We start from the raw sequence: 21532 nt of genomic DNA on the forward strand, positions 1-21532 counted from the left end.
CTCGGAAGTGGCTACGTGTCAGGCATTCTGCGCGATCCTATGCTCGTCGACGTTGCCATTTTTCTCGCGGCCGCCGTGTTGGTGGTTCCTCTCTCGAAGCGGCTCGGTCTCGGCACCGTGCTTGGATATCTCGCTGCTGGTGTTCTCATTGGACCATGCGGTCTGCGGCTGATTTCCCGGGTGGAGGAGACGCTTCACTTCGCGGAGTTCGGGGTGGTGCTTTTGCTCTTCCTGATTGGCCTCGAGCTGCAGCCCTCCCGGCTCTGGAAAATGCGCGGCAAAGTGTTTGGCATGGGCGGCGCGCAGGTGCTGGGCACCACCGCGGTGCTCTCGGGCGCCATCATGCTGTTTGGCTGGACTTTTCGCACGGCATTGGTGGCGGCCTTGGCCCTATCCATGTCCTCGACCGCCTTTGCGCTGCAGGTCCTGGGGGAGAAGAAGGAGCTCGCGCAGCCGCACGGCCACGTGGCCTTCGGCATTCTGCTCTTTCAAGACGTCGCCGCCATTCCCACCTTGGCGCTCGTCCCCATGCTGGGCACGCACGCGAGCACCAGCACCGGGAGCCCGGCATTGCGGGTGCTGACCGTGCTGGGGGTGCTCTTGGGCATCGGCCTCGCCGGCCGTTATCTCTTGCGGCCGATGCTTCGCTTCATTGCTTCGTCGCGAAACCACGATCTCTCGGCGGCGGCCACCTTGTTGGTGGTGGTGGGGACGTCGCTCATCATGCACGGGGTGGGGCTCTCCGAGGCGCTGGGCGCCTTCATCGCCGGGGTGCTCCTGGCCGATTCGGAGTACCGGCACGAGCTGGAGGCGAACATCGAGCCGTACAAAGGGCTCTTGCTGGGGTTGTTCTTCATGGCCGTCGGCATGTCGGCCGATATGAAGCTGGCGCTCGAGCGTCCGGTGCTGGTGGTGGCGCTGGTGCTGGGGCTCACCGCCGTGAAGCTCGCGGTGCTCTATGGGGTGGGAAAGCTGGCCAAGCTCCCCCTGCGCGGTCGGGCGAGCCTTTCGGTGGCCATCTCGCAAGGCGGCGAGTTTGCATTCGTCATCTTTGGCGTGGCGCAGGATGGCGCGGTGCTCGACAAGGGCATGGCCGACTTGCTGGTGGTCGTCGTTACCTTGTCCATGGCCGTGACCCCGCTGCTCTTCATCGTGCGCGACCGCATCTTCGCGCGCCTGGACCGCGGGGTGAAGCGCGATTTCGACGAGCTCACCGACGAAGGCAACCAGGTGATCATCGCCGGCTTCGGCCGGGTGGGGCAGATCGTGGGGCGCGTTTTGCGGGCCAAAGGCATTCCATTCACCGCCCTGGACGCTAGCGCGCAACATACGGACTTCATCAAACAATTCGGCAACAAGATTTATTACGGCGACGCCTCCAGGGCCGATCTGCTGCGCTCCGCCGGGGCCGAGCACGCGAGCATCTTCGTCCTCACGGTCGACGACATGGAGGGCTCCTTGGCGGTGGCCAATACGGTGCAGCACCACTTCCCTCATTTGAAGATCATCGCGCGCGCCCGAAACCGGCAACATGCCTATGCGCTGCTGGGCCTGGGCATCGATATTTTGAGCCGCGAGACCTTCGCCTCCAGCCTGGAGCTCTCCGCGTGGACCTTGGAGGCATTGGGCCTGCCCGGCACCGACGCCATCGAGGCCGTGCGCCGATTCGGCGAATACGACGACGCCCAAGTGCGAAAAATGTATCACCTGCGCAACGATCAAAAGGCGCTCATCGCATCGGCCAAAGAGTACACCGCCGAATTGAAGCGCATCTTCGAAGACGATGCGCAGGCGTCGACCTAGCCGTGACGCGGGCCATTCGGGCATTCCGGCCGCCCGGCACGATGGTGCGATATCGTGGACGCGACGAACAGTCGGTGGGGGCTGTAACACCGTTACATGCCGGGTAACATCGCGGATTGAAATGACGTAAAAGGATCACCATGCGATGCATGTCGATGTACAATCGAACGAGCGTGGATCGGCCGCCCACCCCGGGCGGGTGGCGAGACGGATGACGCGACAATCGCAGTACGCGGAATAACGTTATCTCGGCGATGATTGGCAATCGGCCGTGCGGGGCATACGCCTTGCTCGGCTGCGCGGCATGAAGCGCAAGATCACCTCGAGGCGAGCCGCTGGGCCGTGGGCTGACGTGCCGCTGGCGAAGTGATCGCGCCGCCGGCGTGCAAGCTCGCGAGGTGATGTGCCGCTGGCGAGGTGATCGCGCCGCTCGTGTGCGAGCTCGCGAGGTGATGTGCCGCTCGTGCTCGCGACGTGATCGACCCTTTCGGTGTCGCGAAGAGAGGTCGTCGATTCGCTCTTGCGAAAGGATGGTAAATCTCGTGAATCGACGACGAATCGTTAGCGGCGAATTGATGATTCGATGTTTTCGAAGGCAAAATTCCAATCGAGGCTTCGATAAATGCGCCGGAGCTCGAGGGCGGCGCGCGGGGCCAGCTCGTGGCGCAGGAGGTAGAGCCGGAGGAGGGCGCGCTCGGCCTCCAGCACGTTGCCGTGCTTCTCGATGGCCAGCGCCGCCTCGACGGGGCCGTTCGGGGCGGACGACTTGGCGAAGAGGTTCTTGATGGATGCGAAGAGCCCCCCGCCCGCGCGGGGCGCCGCCGGGGTGGATGGGGGGACGGACTCCACGGGCAGCCACGGCGGCGGCTCCCCCGCATCGCGCGCGGCCATCGGGAACTCCAGACGTTCGCGGATCATCCGAACCAGCTCGGTGTCGGCCGCCTCTTCGTCGACGCGGCGCTGGAGCTCGCGGTCGAAGAACGCCTCGAAGGTCCGCGCCTTGAACTCGACGAAGTTCGTCTCGTGCAAGGCCTCCACCACCGGCGGCTCGTTTCCCTCCTTGCACCAGGGCGGATAGATGTAGAGTGCAAATTCATCGCCGTTGGCCAGACGGCACACCGCGAGCAAGTTGGGATCCGTATCCCAATCGCGGGCGAGCGCGCGCACCTCGATGATGTCCCACCCCAGCTTGTCGAGCCACCGCCGAAAGACGCCGTCCGACTCGCGAACGCGAAGGAGCTTCAAAAGCAACTCGGATGCAACGAACCCATGGCGCGAGGCCAAGTCGTCGAGCCTCTCCGAGTCGAGCACCCGCGCCCCCGAGCTGGCGACGGGCGCATGGAGCGACGGGGGTGACGCGAAGGACGGCTCCGGCGCGAGGGCCACGGCCGGAGGATCGAGCTCCAGCGGCGGAGGGGCCGGGCGCACGGTGGGCTCCTCACCGGCCTTGTGCCACGCGTGCACGTGGAGGATACCGGGCAAGCCCTCGCGGATGTCGTCGATGAAAATGGGATCGCCTTTGGCGATGGCGGGCGCGTTCGAGTCGCGCGGCAGCCGCAGGCGCTTGAAGCGGGGATGATCGACCAGGATGCTCTCGGGGAGCACCACCACCGCCTCCCCCGGATCGGGATCGGAGCCGCCCGCGCCGGCCAGCGCCTCGTAGCGCATGGGGAGCGCCGTGTGGGCTCCGTCGAACGCGAGCTCGTCCGCCTCGATGAGCAGCAGATAGCCGCCCGAGAGCACGCAGATGCGCGCGTCCGTGACGAAGACGTCGGGCCCCTCGCCGCCATACGAGGGCGGGGTGGCCAGCGAGACGCTGCGAACGGTGGTTCCCTCCCAGCGAAAGACGTGGACCAACCCTTCCAGCGCACACGCTGCGACGTGTGCGGAGCCCGCGAGCGGCGACTGCCACGAGGCGGGGAGCCTGTGGACCTCCTCGCCGCCGAGGGTGAACGCCACGCAGTCCCAGCGCCGATCCGGCATGGCCACGATGGCCAGGACGAAGTCGCCGCTCCGCCACGCGTGCGAGATCTCGCCGTCGAAGCGGGCCTTTTGCCCCTCCGGATCGGAGAGCTCCGTCGTGTGGCCGATGGCGGTTTCCGCCAGGTTCTCTGTGAGCCCTTGAAGCACCAAGCTCGCCTCGGCGGGCGGATCGCGCACATAGCCGCCCTCGCGCGCCGTGATGGTGCCCGTTGTGAGGTCGACCTCGGCCGACACCGCCCGTAACGCCACCGTGGCATGCGTGGCCGAGGTCGGCCCGAAGCACTCCGCTTTGAATGGTAGCTGAACGTAGCGATGCGGCATATCGATGTGGGAAGATTGAAAAGTGGATGAAATCCGTTCTCTACGGTTTACGGCGATCCATGGAAGACGGCTTCGATATCGTGTCCGTCGGGGTCGAGGATGAAGGCGCCGTAGTAGTTCGGATGGTAGTGGGAACGGACTCCAGGCGCGCCAAAATCCTTTCCCCCGGCAGCGAGGCCGGCGAGGTGAAAGGCATCGACCTCGGCGCGGCTGCGCGCGGCGAACGCCACGTGCGAGGGGGTGATGATGCGAAGGTGCTCCGCGGTCTGGAACGCCGTGGGGCCGGTGCCGATCCAGAAATCGGGTTTGCCGTCGCGGCCGAAGCCGCACGCTTGACCGAAGTCCTTGAAGATTTCGATTCCCAACGTGGCGAGCACCTGCGCGTAGAAGGCCTTGGAGCGCACCACATCCCGTACGACCAATGTAACGTGATCCAGCGTGGACATGGGGTGAGATCCTGCCACGATCCGGAGGGGGCATGGTAGAGGAGGCTCATGCCTTTAGCTCGCGCCCGTCGGTCGCTCGAGAGTCTTCGAAACGTTGCCAAGGGAGCGGTCCGGCTCGCCGCGCCGCCGCTGGTTTTACCGCATGCGCTGGCCCGGGAGCTCTTCATCTCCCAGTTGCACTGTCGCATCGTCGACATCGAGGCGCACGAGCTTCGCGCGCGAAACGAAGGTTACTATACGATTGCGAGCGCGGGGCATGAAGGAAACGTCGCCCTCGGGCACCTGACACGAAGCACCGATCCGGCCTTACTTCATTATCGCAGCGGAGCGTTCTTCATCGCCCGCGCGCGGGCGGCCGTGCGTGCCTCGGGGATGGCGCAGGGCGGCGATCCGCCGGGTATTTTCGAGCTTTTGCTGTCGCTGGCCGCGTCGGCCGATGATCCGATTTCGGGCGGGCGGCACAAAGTATTTGGCAGTGTGCCATGGGGCATTCCGCCGCAGACCAGCACGATTGCATCGCACTTGCCGAAGGCGGTGGGCATGGCGGTAGCGATCGACCGGTCGGCGAAGCTGCGTGTTCACACGAACGGCACGAACGGCATACCCGCAGCGGGAACCGTGCCGACCACCCGCGACTCCATCGTGATTTGCTCCTTCGGCGACGCCTCGTTGAACCACTCGACGGCGCAAGGCGCCATCAACGCAGCGTCGTGGGCCGCGTACCAACGCGTTCCCGTGCCAGTTCTGTTCGTCTGTGAGGACAACGGTCTCGGCGTTTCCGTGCGAACGCCGCCGGGGTGGGTCGAGGCTCGCATGCGCGGCATGCCTTGCGTCGCATACATCGCGGCCGATGGCTCCAATCTTTCGCAGGCCTACGAGGCGACGGAGCGCGCGGTGGCCGCGTGCCGCAAGACCCGTGCGCCGGTGTTCCTCCACCTTCGATGCGAGCGCGTGTGGGGACACGCGGGCAGCGACGCCGACGCCGAGTACCGTGCGGCGACCGAGGTTGCAGCTGCCGAGCAGCGCGATCCGGTGTTGCTCACCGCGCAATCGCTCCTCGAGGCCGGCGCCATGACATCGGTCGAGCTTCTCGCGACCATCGACAATGCGGTCTCCACGACCACGGCGCTCTCGCGAAAGGCCTCCCTCCGGCCCAAGCTTCGCACGCGCGAGGCGGTCATGGACGCGATCGCGCCCCCGTCGGCTCACGGGGCGAGCGCAGAAGCCAGAGCGGAAACCCGAGCAGAAACCCGAGTGCTCGACGAGGCCCGGCGCGCGGGGTATGCGGCTGCGCCGGCCGACGCCAACAAGCCCAAGGCGCTCGCCCATGCCATTCGTATGGGGCTGGCCGATTTGATGCGCAAGTACCCCGAGATGCTGATGTTCGGGGAGGACGTGGCCGAAAAAGGGGGCGTGTACGGCGTAACCGTCGGTCTTTGGAAGACATTTGGGGCGGGGCGGGTGTTCAACACCTTGCTCGACGAACAAACGATTTTGGGATTTGCACTCGGTGCTAGTCAGATTGGGCTCTTGCCGGTTCCCGAGATTCAGTTTTTGGCATACCTCCACAATGCCGAAGATCAACTTCGCGGCGAGGCGGCGACCCTCTCGTTTTTCTCGCGCGGTCAGCTGAAGAATCCCATGGTCGTGCGCATCGCGGGGCTCGGTTACCAAAAAGGGTTCGGCGGCCATTTCCACAACGACGACAGCCTCGCCGTGCTCCGCGATCTTCCCGGCGTGCTCGTGGCGGCCCCCTCGCGGGGCGACGACGCCGTCATGATGCTGCGCACGCTCCTTGCTGCGGCAAAAATCGACGGGCGCGTCTGCGTTTTCGTGGAACCCATTGCATTGTATCACACGCGTGATCTCTTTTCGGGTGACGGCGCCTGGAGCTTTCCATTCCCCGAGCAAGGCCGGGCGATTGCCGTCGGCGAGGTCGGCGTGTACGGGGAGGGGGCGCGCGATCTGGTGATGTTCACGTATGCCAACGGCGTGCCCATGTGCTTGCGCGTGGCGCGTGCGCTGGAGGAAAAGGGGATTCATGCGCGGGTGATCGACCTCCGATGGATCGCCCCGCTGCCCGAGGATGCCATCCTGCGGCATGCGTACGAGGCGCGCGCGGTGCTGGTGGTGGACGAATGCCGGCGTTCAGGGAACGTGTCGGAAGGCATCAGCGCGCTCCTCCTCGGCGCGGGCGACGCAGAGCTCCGCGCAAAGCCCTTTGCGCGCGTGACCTCGGCCGATTCGTTCATTCCGCTGGCCGAGGCCGCGAACCTCGTGCTCGTTCAAGAAGCGGAGATCCTCGAGGCGGCCCAACGCCTCGCGCCGAAAGAAGCGCGCGCAGCGCGGCAACGTGACGAAACCGATGCGGAGCAGTTGCGGTGATCACGACACCACCGGGCGCTGGGCTTCGAACGAGCTTGGACGAAGTGACGGTTTTTACGCCCTGTGTCCGGTGCGCTTCGTTGTCGATGTTGCATGATATGCGTAATATGCTTGTCGGCCTCGAGTCGAAATACTCGTGTAATTGATTCCTCAGCTTCGCAATTTACAAAAACGTCCTCGTATCGTCGCGCGTGATATGCCATTTAGGTCTCGCCAGTGAACATCGACGGGACTGATCACCCCGATTGATGGCTCACTGCATGAAAGAAACCCAATCACCGCATCGTCCTCGCGTGCTGGGGGGCGCGTTGCGATGCGGCAAACTGGAACGATGGAGGAGTGTCATGCGCCAGATTACGAAATACATGAAGTCCATGCTCGTGGTTGCCGCCGGACTGGTTGCTCTCGGAGTCTCCACGACCGGATCCGCTGGTTCCACGGCCCCTGCGGACGTGAGCGGCGGCGGCGGTGGTGGCGGCAACGGGTCGTTCTGCGGCGTCCTGGAAGACGCGTGTGACCGCGACCAGGGCGATGTGGTGACGTGCCTCGAGACGCCAACTCACACCGCGATCTGTGCGTCCCCGATTGGAAACAGGTTCGATTCGGCCTGCACCAGGACCCCCGGGTGCAACGTCGACATCGTTTTGAATCTCCATATCTGTACTTGTCTTCTCTGATGGCGCTCGACCGCTGGCGGGCGCGTTGCGCTCGAGGGTGGTCTGGGCCTGATTGAGGCTGGTTTGGGCCGGGAAACCGCTTGTTTTTCGGCCCAAATCCATTGTCGGCCGAGCGCGTCGTATCAGACCAATTCCGAAACAGCGAGTTGCCATAGAAATCCTGTTCAATATGGATTGAGCAATTACGACGCGGTGCGCGTGCCAATCGCGCCATGCGTTAGCTGCCTTGGCAATCGTTTCGTGTGAACGCAGGGTTCGATTTAATGTCATTTTGACATCTCGAATCGAGTGCGAAGGGATACGTGCGACCTGCGGGCGCCGGTGAGGGTGGGCGAGCGCTCCTCGCAGGGTCGCGGGATACCTTATTTAAGATTTTTGTAAGGTTTTGGATTTGGGGATTGCGAATCATTGGATTGATTTATTCATCTTCCGATGGGCCGGCGTGCGGCTGGCGAGTCGTTGCACGTGGTATCGAGAGGAAGGGCGCCCTGGGAACAGCGTGACGAGGCGCGACGCGGAGCTCGGACGAAGGGGCTCGGCGGCATGCTCCGTTGGAGCGGAGGGCGCTGACCTTCCGCCGGTTCGGGGAGCGGGCGCAAGGTCCCGTGGGCGCGCCCGTGGTGGGTGGCCGGCGTGCTGCAAGCGCGAGGGGAAAGCGCGGGTCTCGTGCTATGTGCACAAGATCCAGGATGAAGCGACGGCCCCGAAATGGACGCAGGCTCGAGAACGCGGTCTTTTGGCTGGGGGTGATGGCCATGGCCGTGGGGGCGGGGTGTGCGCTGGTTTTCGATATCGACCCCGATTCGCTGCCGCGCGAGAGCTCGGAGGCCGGGGCGGTCGACGCGGGGGCCGGTGGCGATGCGCGCGGGCCGGGGCCCGTGCCGGACGGCGGGACCGAGGATGCCCGAGGCGGGGCCGAGATCCCTGCGTTCGTCGGGGCATCGACCGCGAAGGTGCCGAGCGGCCAGCCCATTGTCGTAAACCGTCCGGCCGAAACGGTGGCCGACGACGTTTTGCTCGTGGCCCTCTTCGCGAACGGGAACGACAACAAGGTGACCCTCCCCGCGATGTGGACCCTCCTGGACGAGTCGGAGCTCCCGTGCGCGATGAGCGTCGTATTTGCCTACCACACGGTGGAGGCGGCCCCGCCGGCGAGCTACACGTTCGCGCTGCGGAAGACCACCTTCGAATCGATGGGCACCATCGTCGCCTACCGGGGGGTGAATCCCCAATCGCCCATCGATGCGAAGCGGCTGACGCGGCTCATCGACGCGGGGAGCGCATACACCTCGGAGGGGATCGCGAGCTCCAGGCCGAACGCGATGCTCGTGTTCCTCGCCATCAACGACGATGGGACCGATGGCACGTGGAAGGAGCCCGAGCGCATGAAGCCACGGGTGACCCAGAACGTCATCGGCATCTTCGATGCGCTCCAAGAGGCTGCCGGCCCGTCGGGAGCGCGCACCGCCTTTCCAAGTCCGGCGGGGTGCGGGGGGATCGAGTTGACGTTTTTGGCACCGCGTTTGCGGTAGTCGGGGGGTGGGGGATGGTTGGGTGATGGTTTCGTGATGACCGCGCGAAAGGCGTGGCCGGCTCGCGCGGTGCACGCGCGGTCGCCGCACCGCACCGTGGAATCAGCGCTGCACGGAATCGTCGGGGGAGTCGCGCCACTGATGGAAGGGGCGGTCGAGCTGCCAGCGGGTGCCGTGGCGATCGAGCACGCGGTGCTCGCAGGTGTCCAGGTTGGAGAGCGACTCGAACAGCTCGATGCTCCAGCCGAAGAGCCGGCGGCAGAGGAGCCGGATGGTCAGCCCGTGCGACACGATCAACACGTTCGTGGGGTGGGCTGGATCGGCGGCGCTGATCCATAGCTCGCTCAGAAAGGCGGCGACCCGATCGTCGACATCGGCGCCCGACTCGCCGAGGGGGAGGCGGAAGAAGAAGTGGCCGTACGCTTGCCGCTGTTGTTTGAGGGTGAGCTGCTCGCCTTCGTCCTGCAAGTTCCCCCAGTCCTGCTCGCGGAGCCGGGGCTCCAGCACGGTGCGCTCCACCACGTCGCCGAGCGCCATGCGCTGCAGGGTCTGCCGTGTTCGCAAATACGGGCTCACGTACACGGCGACCGGGCCGGGCTCGAGCAGCCGGAGCACCTCGGTCCCGGCCGCCCGCGCCTGCTCTTCGCCGCGCGGGGTCAGAGGCAGCGCATGATCCGGGATGCGGCAGTACGCGCGTTCATCGACATTGCCCAGGCTCTCCGCGTGACGCAGCAAAATGAGTCGCACATCGCCATGGTGTCATCCGCGGCGCGCCATGTCCAAAGTCCGTTGCGCGTCGACGAACCGGTGGACAGGGCGCGATGCTTCTGCAAGGACAGACGGATGCCGCAAGTCAAGGTTTACGGGCTTCTAGAATCCATTGGCAAGAACGCCGCGGCCCTATCGGAGGCCATTCATGCCGCGATGGTCTCGGCGTTGAAGGCGCAGCCCGACAAAAAGTTTCAGCGGTTCTTTGCCATGGATCGGTCCGAGTTTCTGTTCCCGTCCGATCGCAGCGATTCGTACACGATCATCGAGGTCTCGATGTTCGAGGGGCGCTCGGTCGAGACCAAAAAGTCCTTCATTCGCCAACTGCTCGCCAACATCGAACGCGACGTCGGCATCCGCCCCTACGACCTCGAGGTCACCCTCTTCGAAACGCCGCGCGCCAACTGGGCCATTCGCGGTGTTTTGGGCGACGAGCTCCAAACGAGCTAGCTCGAACCGTCGAACCCCCGGGGTTCGATGCCCTAGCTTCCGTCGTCACGCGTTGCGCCGCCTCGTGCGGGACCCCGCTCGGGTCGTCTTCGCTGCGCGCGTCGGATCGATCATGGCCTCGGCGATGCGTCGCTCGCGCTGAAGCTCACGTCCATCGAACGTCATGGCACTTCCATATCGAGCTGCACCCGTCACGAGCAGCCGCATCGAGCTGCACCCGTCACGAGCAGCCGCCGTGCTGTGGGCCGCGAGCGCCGTGAAGACGCGCGCCATTGGAGGGCGACCTCCCCGGGGCCTCTTCGTTCGAGCTCCTCGATGCTGGGCACGCCAAGATTCGGCACGGGGCCCGTGCCGAATTCGTGCGTGCCTCTCGAACCGAGGGGGCCCGATCGGCGTAGGCTCGGTAGAAGCTGCGAAAATGTCCGAGATTCCTGACGGAGTGCCCTCGGGCCGGCGCGCTCTTGCGGGCGCGCGGAGAGCTCGCGAGGCGCTCAGCGGGGCGGCAGGAGCTGGTGTATCCAGTTGTGCGGATCGGGGGAGGTGCCGCGTTGGATGCTGGTGAGGCGTTCGCGGATGTGGGCGGTGACCTTGCCGGTGTCGCCGGTGCCGATGGTGAACTCGCCGCCGGCGTGTTTGGCGCGGCCCACGGGGGTGACGACGGCGGCGGTGCCGCAGGCGAAGACTTCGGTCAGCTCGCCGCTGGCGGTCTTTTGTTTCCACTCGTCGGTGGAGATGCGGCGCTCTTCGGCGCCGTAGCCGAGATCGGATGCGAGGCGGAGGATGGAGCTGCGGGTGACGCCCGGGAGGAGCGCGCCGGTGAGCTCGGGGGTGACCACCTTGGCGCTCTTGCCGGAGCCAAAGACGAAGAAGAGGTTCATGCCGCCCATCTCTTCGATCCAACGGCGCTCGATGGCGTCGAGCCACACCACTTGGTCGCACCCGCGCTCGGCGGCTTGGGCCTGGGCGAGGAGCGATGCGGCATAGTTGCCCGCGAACTTGGCGGCGCCGGTGCCGCCGGGTGCGGCGCGCACGTACTCGGTGCAGAGCCAGACGCTCACCGGCTTGAGGCCGCCGCTGAAGTAGGCGCCTGCCGGCGAAGCGATGAGCACATAGAGGTACTCCTTCGACGGCCGCACCCCCAGGCTCGCCTCGGTGGCGATCATGAAGGGGCGGAAGTAGAGCGACTCCTCGTTCGCATCGGGGACCCAGCGCGTGTCGATGGCGACCAGCTCGCGCAGCGAGCCGAGGAACAAATCATCCGGGAGCTCGGGCATCGCCATCCTTCGAGCCGAGGCTCGGAAGCGCTCGGCGTTGGCCAGCGGTCGGAATGTGGCGATCGATTTGTCGGGCTGGCGGTAGGCCTTCAGGCCCTCGAAGATGGCCTGGCCGTAGTGGAGCACACTGGCCGAGGGGGAGAGCTCCAGCGGGCGGTGCGCCTCCACCTTGGCGTCGTGCCAGCCCTGGCTCTCGTTCCAGCGGATCGTCACCATGTGGTCGGTGAAGTGACGGCCGAAGCCCGGCTTCGCCAATATCTCCGCCAAGCGCTCCGCGCTCGTCGGTTGGGGGTGGGGGATCTTGGAGAACGAGAGGCTCGACGTCATAGTTGCACATTACTCGGAAAATCGACGCCAAGGACGGGCCGGTGAGGGACGCTCGTGCGATTTCGATGCGGACAAGCTCGACATGTCCGATCGTTGCGGCCTCGGGCGTAGCCCGCGCCGCCGCGCCCGGCGCTCGTTTACCTTGCGCGGCGCTCGTCGCCCAGGCGCTCGTCCCGCGCGCGGCGCTCGTTACCTTGCGCGGTGCTCGTCACCCATGGCGTTCGTCACGCCCACGGCGCTCGTTACCTTGTGCGGTGCTCGCCGCCCACGGCGCTCGTCGGGCGCGCGGTGCTCGTCCCGCGCGGCGCTCGTCACGTGTGCGGCGGCAGCCCGAGCACCGACGCGTCGATGCAGTAGATGTCGCCCAGGCCGTTGCCGGGCCCGTGCAACCGCTCGCTCAAGGTGCGGTAGTTCATCGGCTTGTCGAGCGGTGCATCGACGAAGCTGCGCGCGCTCGTCCAGAAGAAGGTCTTGCCGTCGGGCGAGAGCTTCGGGGAGAGCTCGTTGCCCGGTGAGTTGATGGGCGCACCCAGGTTCTTCGCCTGCGTAAAACGGCCATTTTCTTGGAGGCTGAGATACAGATCGTAGCCGCCGACACCATCGGCGCGCGCAGCCATGAAGACGAGGTAGCTCTCGTCCGGGGCGATGTACGGCTCGTACTCGTCGAACGCCGTGTTGACCGCGTCGCCAAGGTTCTCCGGCTCTCCGTAGTGACCATTCTCCCACCGCGCGCGGTAGAGATCCGTTCGTCCGCGACCTCCGGGGCGGTCGGAGCCGAAGTAGATCGTGCCGTTCCGCGCCACCGTGGGGTACCACTCGCTCGCGGTGCTGTTCACCTTTGCGCCCACGTTCACCGGCGCCGTCCAACCATCGCCGCGGCGGTCCATCACCCAAATGTCGTTCGTCTCGGGATGGGGACCGGGATCGAGGCCGCCCGGCCGTTTGGAAATGAAATACAACTTGCCACCATCTTCCGTAATGAACGGATCCGCATCGCTCCACTGTCCGGAGAAGGGCGCCACCTCGGGCGCGCCCCAACGCCGTCCGCGGCGCTCGGATACGAGGATCGTCCAAAAGCGGAAGTTGGGGGTGCTCCGAAGGAAATAGAGCCGCGATAGGTCCGGCGTCAGCGCGGGGTGCGAGTCGAAATCGGCGGTGGAGACGACGCCCTCGCCGAAGAGCGCGGGCTCCTTCGCCCGCTTCGGGGACGTCGGGCATAGCGCGCCAGGTGAGCCCGCGCTCTGTGCGTCGGCCGAAGCCTCGAGACGCGCCGCCTCGCCCGGCGCAGGCTCGAGGTCGCGCGCCGCCCCACGGGTACCCGACGAATCGGAGCACGCCCCCGCAAAAAGGCCGGTCCCTACGATGAGTAAAGTCGCAATTCGATGCATGTGCGGTCCTCCTGGTGCGAGCGCGCCCGGCGCCGTGAATCGACGCCCGGTCGCTGCGAATCAGATTAGGAAGTACCGCGCGCGCGGGCAGGGAGCAGACGCGCACCTCGGCATGGGTACAGCGCGCCGCCGCGATGGGTACAGTTGACCGCGCGCCCGAGGTGGCGGATGTTGGGGCGATGGCGCCCGTAAAGTCGGTGGCCGCCGGGCCGCCCCGGCGCGAAGAGGTCAAACGGCACGTGCTCGCGCTGCTCGAGAGCGGCGCCCTCGCGCGCGGGGATCGCGTCCCCTCGATCCGCGAGCTCGCAGGCGCGGTGTCCGCGGCCAAGAACACGGTCATCGCCGCGCTCGACGAGCTATGCGGCGAGGGCGTGCTCGAGCCCCGCGAGCGATCGGGCTTCTTCGTGCGCGAAGGCAAGCGCGCGCCCCGCGCCAAGCGCGCCGAGCTGCGCGACCTCGAGGCCGATCGCTTGGAGCACGGCCTCGCCGTGGCGCTGCTCGGGGCCGACACGGGGGCGTTCGTCAACCTGGGGAGCGGCTGCCTGCCCGCTCGCGTCGCCGCCACCGAGGAGCTCAAGAAGCTCCTCCGCGCGCCCTCCCGCGGCCCCGCCGTCGAATATGGCTTCGTCGATCCGCAGGGCGATCCGCGGCTGCGCGAGCTCGTCGTCGCCAAGCGCGCGCTCGGCGAGTCGCGGATCGATCCCGAGCACGTGATCATCACCCACGGCGCGAACGAAGGCCTCAACCTCGCGTGCATGGAGGCCGCGGGCGCATCGGGGTGCCGCCGCATCGCCCTCGAGTCACCGGGCTACTTCCTGCTCGCGCCCATGCTCCGTCATCTGTCGCTCGAGCCTGTGTTCGTTCCGCGCGGGCCCGAAGGCATCGACCTCGATGCGCTCGTTCGCGAGCGGCGCCGCGGAGGCCTCGCCGCCTTCGTGACCAACCCCACGCACCACAATCCGCTCGGCACCACCCTCACCCTGCAAGAGCGCTTCGCCCTGGGATCGCTGGCGGAGCGGGAGGGCATGTACCTCGTCGAGGACGACGTCTTTCGCGGCCTCTCGCTCGAACGAAACGAGCCGGCCACCTTGCGATCCTTGGTGCCCGAGCGAACGATCTACGTGAGCTCGTTCTCGAAGACCCTCGGCGCCTCGTTCCGCATCGGGTTCCTGGTGGCGCCGCGCGGCCTCGTGCGCGGCGTGCGCAATCGCAAGTTCCTATGGAACCTGGGCGAGGAGGTCCGCTCGCAGCGCCTCCTCGCGGACTTTCTAGAGCAGCGTGGGTACGTGCGGCACGTCGAGCAGGTGCGCGCGGAGCTCGCGCGCAGGGCCAAGCTCGCGGCCGCGCAGGCCAAAGGCTTTCCCGATCTCGGACGGCTGGAGCCTTATCGGGGCGGGTTGTTCGTTCGTTTCCTGCTCCGCCCGGGGCTCCGTGCGCTCGCCCTCTACGAGAGCGCCAAAGCGCGACGCATCCTGATCTCGCCCGGTGAATTTTTCCAGTCCGATGGGCGGGTGGCTCCCCCCCCGCGCACGCGGCGAAGCCACCCCGAACGGGGCGGCGGCTGGATGCGCATCTCCGTTGGAGTCTGCGACGGCGACGTCTTGCGAGACTCCCTCCGGACCTTGAGTGAGCTCGTGACCGATCGATGACAAAGATGACAAAGGGACGCTAAGCACTCGCCTGGACTCGATGTGAATCACGCATCGACCGCGCCAGCGAGGGCTGAATTGGGCAGTGGACGAAAACGCGTTCATTGTTCCAATATCGCAAGGATCGTTTCCAAAGTTGCAATGCATTTGCAATCGCGTCTCGCTCGCCTGTACCGGCGAGCGGCTCATTCATTGGTACACAGGTACGGTGCGCTGGTACGCTCTCGATTCGTTGCGAACGGCAACACCTCGGCGGTCGATGATGCGTCTTGGGGCAACGCGGGCACCATGGTCGAGCGACCGTGCGCATCGAGGGCAACGAGCACGAAACGCCCGCGCGTACCGAGCTGGCGATCGCCCGTGAGGAGGTCTTCGGCCCAGAGCTCGACTTCCACCTGGATGGAGGTTTTTCCCGTGGCAACGATGCGGGCAATGAGCTCGACGAGCTGCCCTTGCCGAACGGGCACGTGGAAATCGACCTTGTCGCTGCTGGCCGTGACGACGGCCCGGCGCACGTAGCGGGAGGCTACGATGAAGGCGGCTTTATCCATCAAGGCTAGAGCCTGACCGCCGAACAGCGTGCCGTAGTGGTTCGTATGCTCGGGAAAAACCATCTCGATCAACCGCACTTCCGTGAGCCGCCCGGCCCCGACCTTCTCCCGCTGGTCGAGTTCCCGGATCATCGAGGGGCGCGCCGCCGGCGCCGCCACAACGAGGTTGCTCTCGCTACTGCTCTCTCTCGCCATAATCTCCTCCATCCCTTCGCCATCCCCACCGGCGTCCCAACGACGACGCCGACGTTGCGGGGAGGGCCGCGCCACAAGTCTCGCGATTCCGCGATGCATGAATCTCGCCAGCTAGAGCATTCCGCTTGGATGTCAAAACGTTACATGTGGTTGGACTTTTGGATGTCCAGGTCCAGGAGGCTCCCGACCAGGGTACTCCTTGACGCCCTACCGCTTCGGAGGTAGTAGGCGTCCCTGCTTTCGGTGCTTGGCAGGCCGTTGCCTGCCCGGCTCAAAAGGGAATCCGGTTCGAATCCGGAACTGCCCCGCAGCGGTGAATGGGAACGAAAATCGCCACAGAGCACTGGGTCACCAACGTGCCCCGGGAAGCGGCGGTGAGTAGGAAACCGACCTGGCTGTTTTTGGTCGCCACGCCCATGAGTCCGAAGACCTGCCGAAGGTAGCGCGCGCCCCGTTTTTTCGAACAAAGCACGCGTTCTGACCTGAGCCTTCGTGGGGAAGGCGGGTACGTTTCGGCAACCGCCCCAACGCGGTGCCGCAAGCACGCACGCCCCGCCCCAAGTCCGGCTTCTTCAACCCGGGGGGGTGGCCTTCGTGAATGGAGCTTCGGGCAGAAAAAAACGGACATCGGGGGCGCGGCGCGCGCTGGATCGTGATCGTTGGGATCACTGCGATCGCAACGATCACATCACAGGCGCGCGCAGCCGAGCCGGCGAAGGAGGGCACGGACGTGCGCGTGGTCGGTGATCCCGTGCGCGCCCCTGTGCCGCCCAAGGATCCCGGCGTCGCGGGGTCGGTGATTCCACGCGAGCGGCTCGTGGGGCCTGGCCTCGAGGCGCAGGATGTCTTGCGTACCCAGCCGGGGGTGGCGGTCATCGAGTCGGGCGGCTATGGCGCCCCGGCCACCGCCGCCATTCGAGGCGCGACCGCGGCCGCGACGCCGGTTTACCTGGGCGGCGTTCGCTTGAACGACGACGTGGCCGGAACAGCGGACCTGTCGATGGTCCCGCTCTGGCTCATCGATCGGGTGGAGATCTACCGCGGCAACGCGCCCATCGAGGCCGATCGTCTGGCGCCGGGCGGCGCGATTTTTTTCGAGCCGCGAAGGCCGTCCAAGACCATGGGCGGCGCCGGCTACTACGGCGGCTCGTGGGGCGCGAGCAAGGGCTGGGCATACCAAGGCGTTCGCGCGGGCGCGGTGCGCGCCTTGGTCGGGGTGAGCGCCGATCACGCGACGAATCGTTACCCGTTCCTCGACGATCACGGCACCTTGCTCGCGTCCCCGAGACCGCCGACGTGGGAGCACCGGCAGAACGCCGATCAAACCACGTACGAAGGCTGGGGCCTCGCGCGCATCGATCTGGGGCGCGGGGCGAGCATCGACATCCTCGCCAATGGCATCACGCGCGAGCAGGGCGTGCCGAAGCTGGGGGTTCAGCAGAGCGTGGAGGCCCGAGGGCGCTCGGAGCGGGCGCTGGGATCCATCGCCGTCCGCCTTCCGATCGGCACGGGCGAGCGCTACGTGCTCGACGCGCGCACCTCGGTGCTCGTCGGCGCCACCTCGTACGACGATCCGCGCGGGGAGCTCGTGCTCGGCGGGAACGAGTTGAGCATCGTCGGCCGGCGCATCGAGCAATCGCTGGGGGCGACCCTCGACCTCGGCGACCGTCTGACCCTCCGCCCCACGGTGAACCTGGCGCACGAAGCCATCCGGCGCGAGCCGAACGACATCCCCGTCGCCCGCGCGCACCGCGAGTACGCCCGGCTCGCCGTCTCGGCCGAGGAGCGCCTTTTGCCGTGGCTCACCCTTCGCGCGCTCGCCAGCGGCGAGTGCCACCGCACCGGCGCCAAGGAAGGCACCACCTGCGACGTGCTCGAGCCCGCGGGGCGTGTCGGGTTCCAGCTCGGCCAAGGCCGCGTGCGGGTGCTCGGCAACGTGGGGCGCTACGCGCGGGTCCCCACCTTGGGCGAGGTCTACGGCGTGTCGAACGTGGTCCACGGCAACCCGGACTTGTCGCCCGAGACGGGCTACACCGTCGATGCCGGCGTCCGCCTTCAGACCAAGCGCGGCGCGTTCTTCGAGGGCGCGTTCCTCGACGCGTTCGTGTTCGCGCATTGGAGCTCGGGCCTCATCGCCTACCGTCGCGCCGGGCAGGGTTATGTGGTGCCCTACAACGTCGGCTCGGCCCGGGTGGCCGGGGCGGAGCTCCTCGGCGGCGTCGCGTTTACAAAGATTCTACGCGCCGAGGTAGCGACCACACTCCTCGAGCCGCGCGACACCACCGACGGGCGCACCACCGTGAACGACGTCCTGCCATTTCGCTCCCGCCTCATCGCCGTGCCGCGCCTGCGGGCGGACTGGAAGCGCGGATCGCGGAGCGGCGTGAGCGCGCTGGGCGGCGAGCTGCGCGCGGTCTATCAATCGAGCCGCTACGCGGATCCCGCGGGGCTCGGCGTGATCGACGAGCAGACCAGCTTCGATCTCGAGGGCTACGTGTCGTGGTTCGACGGGCTGCTCACCGCGCGCGGCCGGGTAGCCGATCTCGGAGACGCGCGGCGTACGGACATCATCGGTTATCCGCTCCCTGGACGGAGCGTCTATTTCGGTTTGGAGGCGACATGGTGAAGCGCGGTTTCGGGCGGCTCGCGTCGGGGTCTCTGGTTTTGGCTGTCGCCGCGTGCAACGTCTCGTCCGCGCCGCCGTCGACGGGCGGCGTTCGGTTCGACGAGGTGGGACCCAACTGCGCGCGCGGCGTGGCCATCGTGGCGAGCGACTACCAATCGACGAACATCGTCGTCTCCAAGCCCGACGGGACCACGCTCTCGGAGTCGTTCATCTCGAGCGGCGCCGCCAAGCCTGGGTTGGCCCTCGCCTTGTCGGGCGACGTCGCCTTGCCCACCACGGCGCCCGCGTCCAAGAACCTGGTGATCATCGATCGCTACGGGACCAACGTCCTCACGTGGATGGACCTCCCGAGCGCCAAGGTGCTGGCGCAGCTGCCCATCAGCACCGGCTTCCAATCCAACCCGCACGATTACATGGAGGTCGACGCGACGCGCGCCTTCGTGACGCGCTACGAAAACAACCCCACCCCCGGGGTGCAGCCCTTCGATCAAGGCGGCGATCTCCTCATCGTGGACACCGAGGAGCACGCCATCGCGGGGCGCATCGCCATGCCCGAGGAAGACGCCGGCCTTCAGCCACGCCCGGAGTTCATGACCCGCCTTCGCGGGGAGATCGTCGTGAGCCTCGGCCGCTGGTCGCCGAACTTTTCGCGCGCGGGCGATGGCCGCTTCGTGGGCGTCTCCCCCATCACCAACCGCGTGACGTGGCAGCTCGACATCCCGGGCCTCCAGGCGTGCGGGCGCCTGGCCGTCGCGCCATCGGGCAAGCTCGCGGCGGTCGCCTGCTCGAGCAAAATGGATTTTACGACCCACAAATTCGACCCCAAGGGGAGCGACATCGTCGTCTACGACGCGACGGTTTCACCGCCCCGGGAGCTGCGCCGCTTCGGCCTCGGAAAGAAGCTCGACACAGGGCTTCAGCCCTCCCTCACCTTCGCCACCGACGACGCGATCCTGGCGCTCACCTACGGCGGAAACGGCACCGCGGGCGACACCGCCATGCTCGTGAGCGCGACCACCGGCGCCATCACCACCTTGGTCGAATCCGCGAAGCCCTTCGTGCTCGGCGGGATGCACTGCTCCCCCGGCTGCGGCGACGTATGCCTCCTCGGCGACGCCGACCGCAACCGGCTGCGCCGCTGGCACGTCGCCGCCGATGGCCGGTTCGAGCCGCTCGAGGACGCGGTGCTCGAGACCATCATCGGCCTTCCGCCGCGCTCCATCGGGGGGCTCTGACATGATCGCGCAAGGCAGCTCGCTGGGGTCGGTGGCTGCACCGGCCGCGCCCTCCGCCTCGAGGGCGGAGGATCGGCGCGGGCGCATCGCGCTCGTCGTCGCGGGGCTCGTGGTGGTGCTCGCCTTGGTGGTGCTCGCCTCGCTGCTCCTTGGCGAGGGCCGCCTCAGCGACGCGGGGCTGCGCTCGACATTGCTGGTGCTGCGCGCCTCGCGCCTGGTGGGCGCGCTGCTCGTGGGCTCGGCGCTGGCGGTCTCCGGGCTCATGATTCAAGGCCTGTTTCGCAACCCCTTGGCCGACGCCTCGGTGATTGGGACGTCGGCGGGCGCGCTGCTCGGCGGCAACACCACGGTGCTGGTGTTCGAGCTCTGGCTGGCGGGGCGCGGCCTTTACGGGGTGCCGGCCGATGTCGTGCAGCCGATGGGGTGCCTCCTCGGCGCGCTCCTGGCGCTGTCGATCATCCTGGGGCTGCTCCGGCGCACGGGCGACGTGCTGTCGGTCATCCTCACGGGCTTTCTCTTGTCCTCGCTCTTTCTCAGCCTGGGGAGCCTGGTCACCAGCCTCGCGCAGGAGCGCTGGGAGCTCGGCCGCGCGGTGGTCGCCTTCTCGTTCGGAGGGCTGAACGCCACCGGTCCGCGCCATATCGCGCTGGCGGCGCCGCTGGTGGTGGTGGGCGTGGGGGCCGCGTGGTTCTGGGCGAAGCCGCTCGATCTGCTCCTCTGCGGCGATGAAGAGGCCGCGTCCCTCGGCGTGAACGTGATCGAGGTGCGCCGCTGTTGCGTGCTCTGGATCGCGGTGCTCACGGCGGGCGCCGTGTCGCTGGGCGGCAACCTCGCGTTCGTGGGGCTCCTCGTTCCGCACGCGCTCCGCCCGATCCTGGGCGTCGATCACCGGCGGCTGCTCCCCGTCGCGGCGCTGACGGGGGCGGTGTTCGTGGCCGCGTGCGACGTGCTGGTGCGCGCCATTCCGTCGCGCAGCGAGATACCGCTGGGGGTGGTCACCGGGATGCTGGGGGCGCCTGCGTTCTTTGCGCTCCTCGTGCGGATGCAGAAGGAGGGGACGAATGGGTGACATGGGTGACGTTCGAGGTGCGGGCGGCGCGGGCGACGCCGTCGGCGCGCCGGCGCTGGAGGTCTCGGGGTTGCGGGTGGCGCGCGGCGGGCGCACGGTCGTCGAGGACGTGGGCTTCGTGGCGCGCAAGGGGAGCATCCTCGGCGTGCTCGGGCCCAATGGGGCGGGCAAGTCGTCGCTCGTCAAGGCCATCGCGAGCATCCTGCCGTATGAGGGCGGCATCTCGGTCGACGGCCTCCCGGTACGCGCCTTGGAGCGCGCGGATCGGGCGCGGCGCATCGCGTACGTACCGCAGCAAACGGAGCTTCGCTCGCCGCTCACCGTCGAGAGCGTCGTCGCGCAAGGTCGCTACGCGCACCACGTCGGCCGCATCCGCCCGCCCGACTCGGATCGCGCCGTGCTCGCGCGCGCCATGGAGCTGGCCGAGGCGGACAACCTCGCAGGGCGCGTATTCACGGCGCTCTCGCAGGGCGAACGGCAGCGTGTGCTCCTGGCGCGCGCGCTAGCCACCGAGGCGCGCGTGCTGCTCCTCGACGAGCCCACGGCGGCGCTCGACGTCGGCCACGCCTTGCGGCTCTATCGTCTGCTGCGCGATCTGGCGCGCGAGGGTTACTGCATCCTGGCGGTGCTTCATCCGCTCGAAGAGGCGCTCGACTGGACCGACGACGCCATTCTGCTCGAGCGCGGGCGTCTGGTGTTGTCCGGCACCACCCGCGATGTGTTTCGCGAAGGCTCGCTGGAGCACGTGTACGGTGTGCGGCTCGTTCCCGAGGGCGCGCTGGGCTTTCGCCTGGCGGATTCGGGCTCGATTCCGCCCACGGGCGGCGCGGCTCCGGGCGGGGGCGGATCGTGA

General features: G+C 67.1%; 15 protein-coding genes and 1 riboswitch. Of the genes, 9 read left to right on the forward strand and 6 right to left on the reverse strand.

Annotated features, from left to right (window positions below; all coding sequences use genetic code 11):
- The first annotated feature begins 39 nt into the window (after positions 1-39).
- Positions 40-1803, forward strand: a complete 1764-nt coding sequence (locus LZC94_12710) for a monovalent cation:proton antiporter-2 (CPA2) family protein (protein WXB18108.1) — start codon at positions 40-42, stop codon at positions 1801-1803.
- Positions 1804-2364: 561 nt separating this feature from the next.
- On the opposite strand, the gene LZC94_12715 is transcribed toward LZC94_12710, so the two are convergent.
- Together LZC94_12715 and LZC94_12720 are read right to left on the reverse strand one after the other, a co-directional pair.
- A complete protein-coding gene (locus LZC94_12715; protein WXB18109.1) occupies positions 2365-4035 on the reverse strand; it encodes a hypothetical protein in 1671 nt (556 codons plus the stop codon).
- A gap of 119 nt (positions 4036-4154) precedes the next feature.
- Entirely contained in the window at positions 4155-4553 is a 399-nt protein-coding gene (locus LZC94_12720; protein ID WXB18110.1) for a VOC family protein, read from the reverse strand.
- A gap of 48 nt (positions 4554-4601) precedes the next feature.
- Here LZC94_12720 and LZC94_12725 point away from each other — a divergent pair, with 48 nt between their 5' ends.
- Both LZC94_12725 and LZC94_12730 read left to right on the forward strand, forming a co-directional pair.
- A complete protein-coding gene (locus LZC94_12725; protein WXB18111.1) occupies positions 4602-6938 on the forward strand; it encodes a hypothetical protein in 2337 nt (778 codons plus the stop codon).
- A 1366-nt stretch (positions 6939-8304) separates the two neighbouring features.
- Positions 8305-9147, forward strand: coding sequence for a hypothetical protein (locus tag LZC94_12730; GenBank protein WXB18112.1), 843 nt, complete (start codon positions 8305-8307; stop codon positions 9145-9147).
- 102 nt (positions 9148-9249) lie between these two features.
- On the opposite strand, the gene LZC94_12735 is transcribed toward LZC94_12730, so the two are convergent.
- Positions 9250-9894 carry a histidine phosphatase family protein gene (locus LZC94_12735; GenBank protein WXB18113.1) on the reverse strand — a complete coding sequence of 215 codons (645 nt, stop codon included), beginning with the start codon at positions 9892-9894 and terminating at the stop codon, positions 9250-9252.
- 96 nt (positions 9895-9990) lie between these two features.
- Here LZC94_12735 and LZC94_12740 point away from each other — a divergent pair, with 96 nt between their 5' ends.
- On the forward strand, positions 9991-10365 hold the full coding sequence (locus LZC94_12740; protein WXB18114.1) for a tautomerase family protein: 375 nt from the start codon (positions 9991-9993) through the stop codon (positions 10363-10365).
- Between the two features lie 491 nt (positions 10366-10856).
- Here LZC94_12740 and LZC94_12745 read toward each other — a convergent pair whose 3' ends face one another.
- Together LZC94_12745 and LZC94_12750 are read right to left on the reverse strand one after the other, a co-directional pair.
- The gene (locus tag LZC94_12745; protein ID WXB18115.1) at positions 10857-11966 is read right to left on the reverse strand and encodes a branched-chain amino acid aminotransferase; all 1110 of its coding nucleotides are present in this window, start codon (positions 11964-11966) and stop codon (positions 10857-10859) included.
- A gap of 311 nt (positions 11967-12277) precedes the next feature.
- Positions 12278-13354, reverse strand: a complete 1077-nt coding sequence (locus tag LZC94_12750; protein ID WXB18116.1) for a Xaa-Pro aminopeptidase — start codon at positions 13352-13354, stop codon at positions 12278-12280.
- Between the two features lie 134 nt (positions 13355-13488).
- Between LZC94_12750 and LZC94_12755 the strand changes: the two genes are divergently transcribed.
- Positions 13489-15003, forward strand: a complete 1515-nt coding sequence (locus LZC94_12755) for a PLP-dependent aminotransferase family protein (protein ID WXB18117.1) — start codon at positions 13489-13491, stop codon at positions 15001-15003.
- A 185-nt stretch (positions 15004-15188) separates the two neighbouring features.
- On the opposite strand, the gene LZC94_12760 is transcribed toward LZC94_12755, so the two are convergent.
- Positions 15189-15761, reverse strand: a complete 573-nt coding sequence (locus tag LZC94_12760; GenBank protein ID WXB18118.1) for an acyl-CoA thioesterase — start codon at positions 15759-15761, stop codon at positions 15189-15191.
- Between the two features lie 212 nt (positions 15762-15973).
- Positions 15974-16202: riboswitch (cobalamin riboswitch) on the forward strand.
- Positions 16203-16479: 277 nt separating this feature from the next.
- On the opposite strand from LZC94_12760, the gene LZC94_12765 reads away from it, so the two are divergent.
- The 4 genes from LZC94_12765 to LZC94_12780 are packed head-to-tail and all read left to right on the forward strand — an operon-like array spanning position 16480 to position 21532.
- Positions 16480-18375, forward strand: a complete 1896-nt coding sequence (locus LZC94_12765) for a TonB-dependent receptor (GenBank protein ID WXB18119.1) — start codon at positions 16480-16482, stop codon at positions 18373-18375.
- Entirely contained in the window at positions 18369-19610 is a 1242-nt protein-coding gene (locus tag LZC94_12770) for a hypothetical protein (protein ID WXB18120.1), read from the forward strand. The genes LZC94_12765 and LZC94_12770 overlap by 7 nt, the downstream gene beginning before the upstream one ends.
- Before the next feature lies 1 nt (position 19611).
- Positions 19612-20679, forward strand: coding sequence for an iron ABC transporter permease (locus LZC94_12775; protein ID WXB18121.1), 1068 nt, complete (start codon positions 19612-19614; stop codon positions 20677-20679).
- Entirely contained in the window at positions 20672-21532 is an 861-nt protein-coding gene (locus LZC94_12780) for an ABC transporter ATP-binding protein (GenBank protein WXB18122.1), read from the forward strand. Before LZC94_12775 ends, LZC94_12780 begins: the two co-directional genes overlap by 8 nt.

This window comes from Sorangiineae bacterium MSr11954, assembly GCA_037157815.1.
GTDB lineage: Bacteria > Myxococcota_A > Polyangia > Polyangiales > Polyangiaceae > Pendulispora > Pendulispora albinea.

What these genes read in the sequence shown, in the direction of transcription:
- LZC94_12710 (WXB18108.1), top strand. Translation starts at nt 40, where the DNA reads ATGCTCGTCGACGTTGCCATTTTTCTCGCGGCCGCCGTGTTGGTGGTT.
- LZC94_12720 (WXB18110.1), bottom strand. Translation starts at nt 4,553, where the DNA reads ATGTCCACGCTGGATCACGTTACATTGGTCGTACGGGATGTGGTGCGC.
- LZC94_12725 (WXB18111.1), top strand. Translation starts at nt 4,602, where the DNA reads ATGCCTTTAGCTCGCGCCCGTCGGTCGCTCGAGAGTCTTCGAAACGTT.
- LZC94_12730 (WXB18112.1), top strand. Translation starts at nt 8,305, where the DNA reads ATGAAGCGACGGCCCCGAAATGGACGCAGGCTCGAGAACGCGGTCTTT.
- LZC94_12740 (WXB18114.1), top strand. Translation starts at nt 9,991, where the DNA reads ATGCCGCAAGTCAAGGTTTACGGGCTTCTAGAATCCATTGGCAAGAAC.
- LZC94_12745 (WXB18115.1), bottom strand. Translation starts at nt 11,966, where the DNA reads ATGACGTCGAGCCTCTCGTTCTCCAAGATCCCCCACCCCCAACCGACG.
- LZC94_12750 (WXB18116.1), bottom strand. Translation starts at nt 13,354, where the DNA reads ATGCATCGAATTGCGACTTTACTCATCGTAGGGACCGGCCTTTTTGCG.
- LZC94_12755 (WXB18117.1), top strand. Translation starts at nt 13,489, where the DNA reads ATGGGTACAGTTGACCGCGCGCCCGAGGTGGCGGATGTTGGGGCGATG.
- LZC94_12760 (WXB18118.1), bottom strand. Translation starts at nt 15,761, where the DNA reads ATGGAGGAGATTATGGCGAGAGAGAGCAGTAGCGAGAGCAACCTCGTT.
- LZC94_12770 (WXB18120.1), top strand. Translation starts at nt 18,369, where the DNA reads ATGGTGAAGCGCGGTTTCGGGCGGCTCGCGTCGGGGTCTCTGGTTTTG.
- LZC94_12775 (WXB18121.1), top strand. Translation starts at nt 19,612, where the DNA reads ATGATCGCGCAAGGCAGCTCGCTGGGGTCGGTGGCTGCACCGGCCGCG.
- LZC94_12780 (WXB18122.1), top strand. Translation starts at nt 20,672, where the DNA reads ATGGGTGACATGGGTGACGTTCGAGGTGCGGGCGGCGCGGGCGACGCC.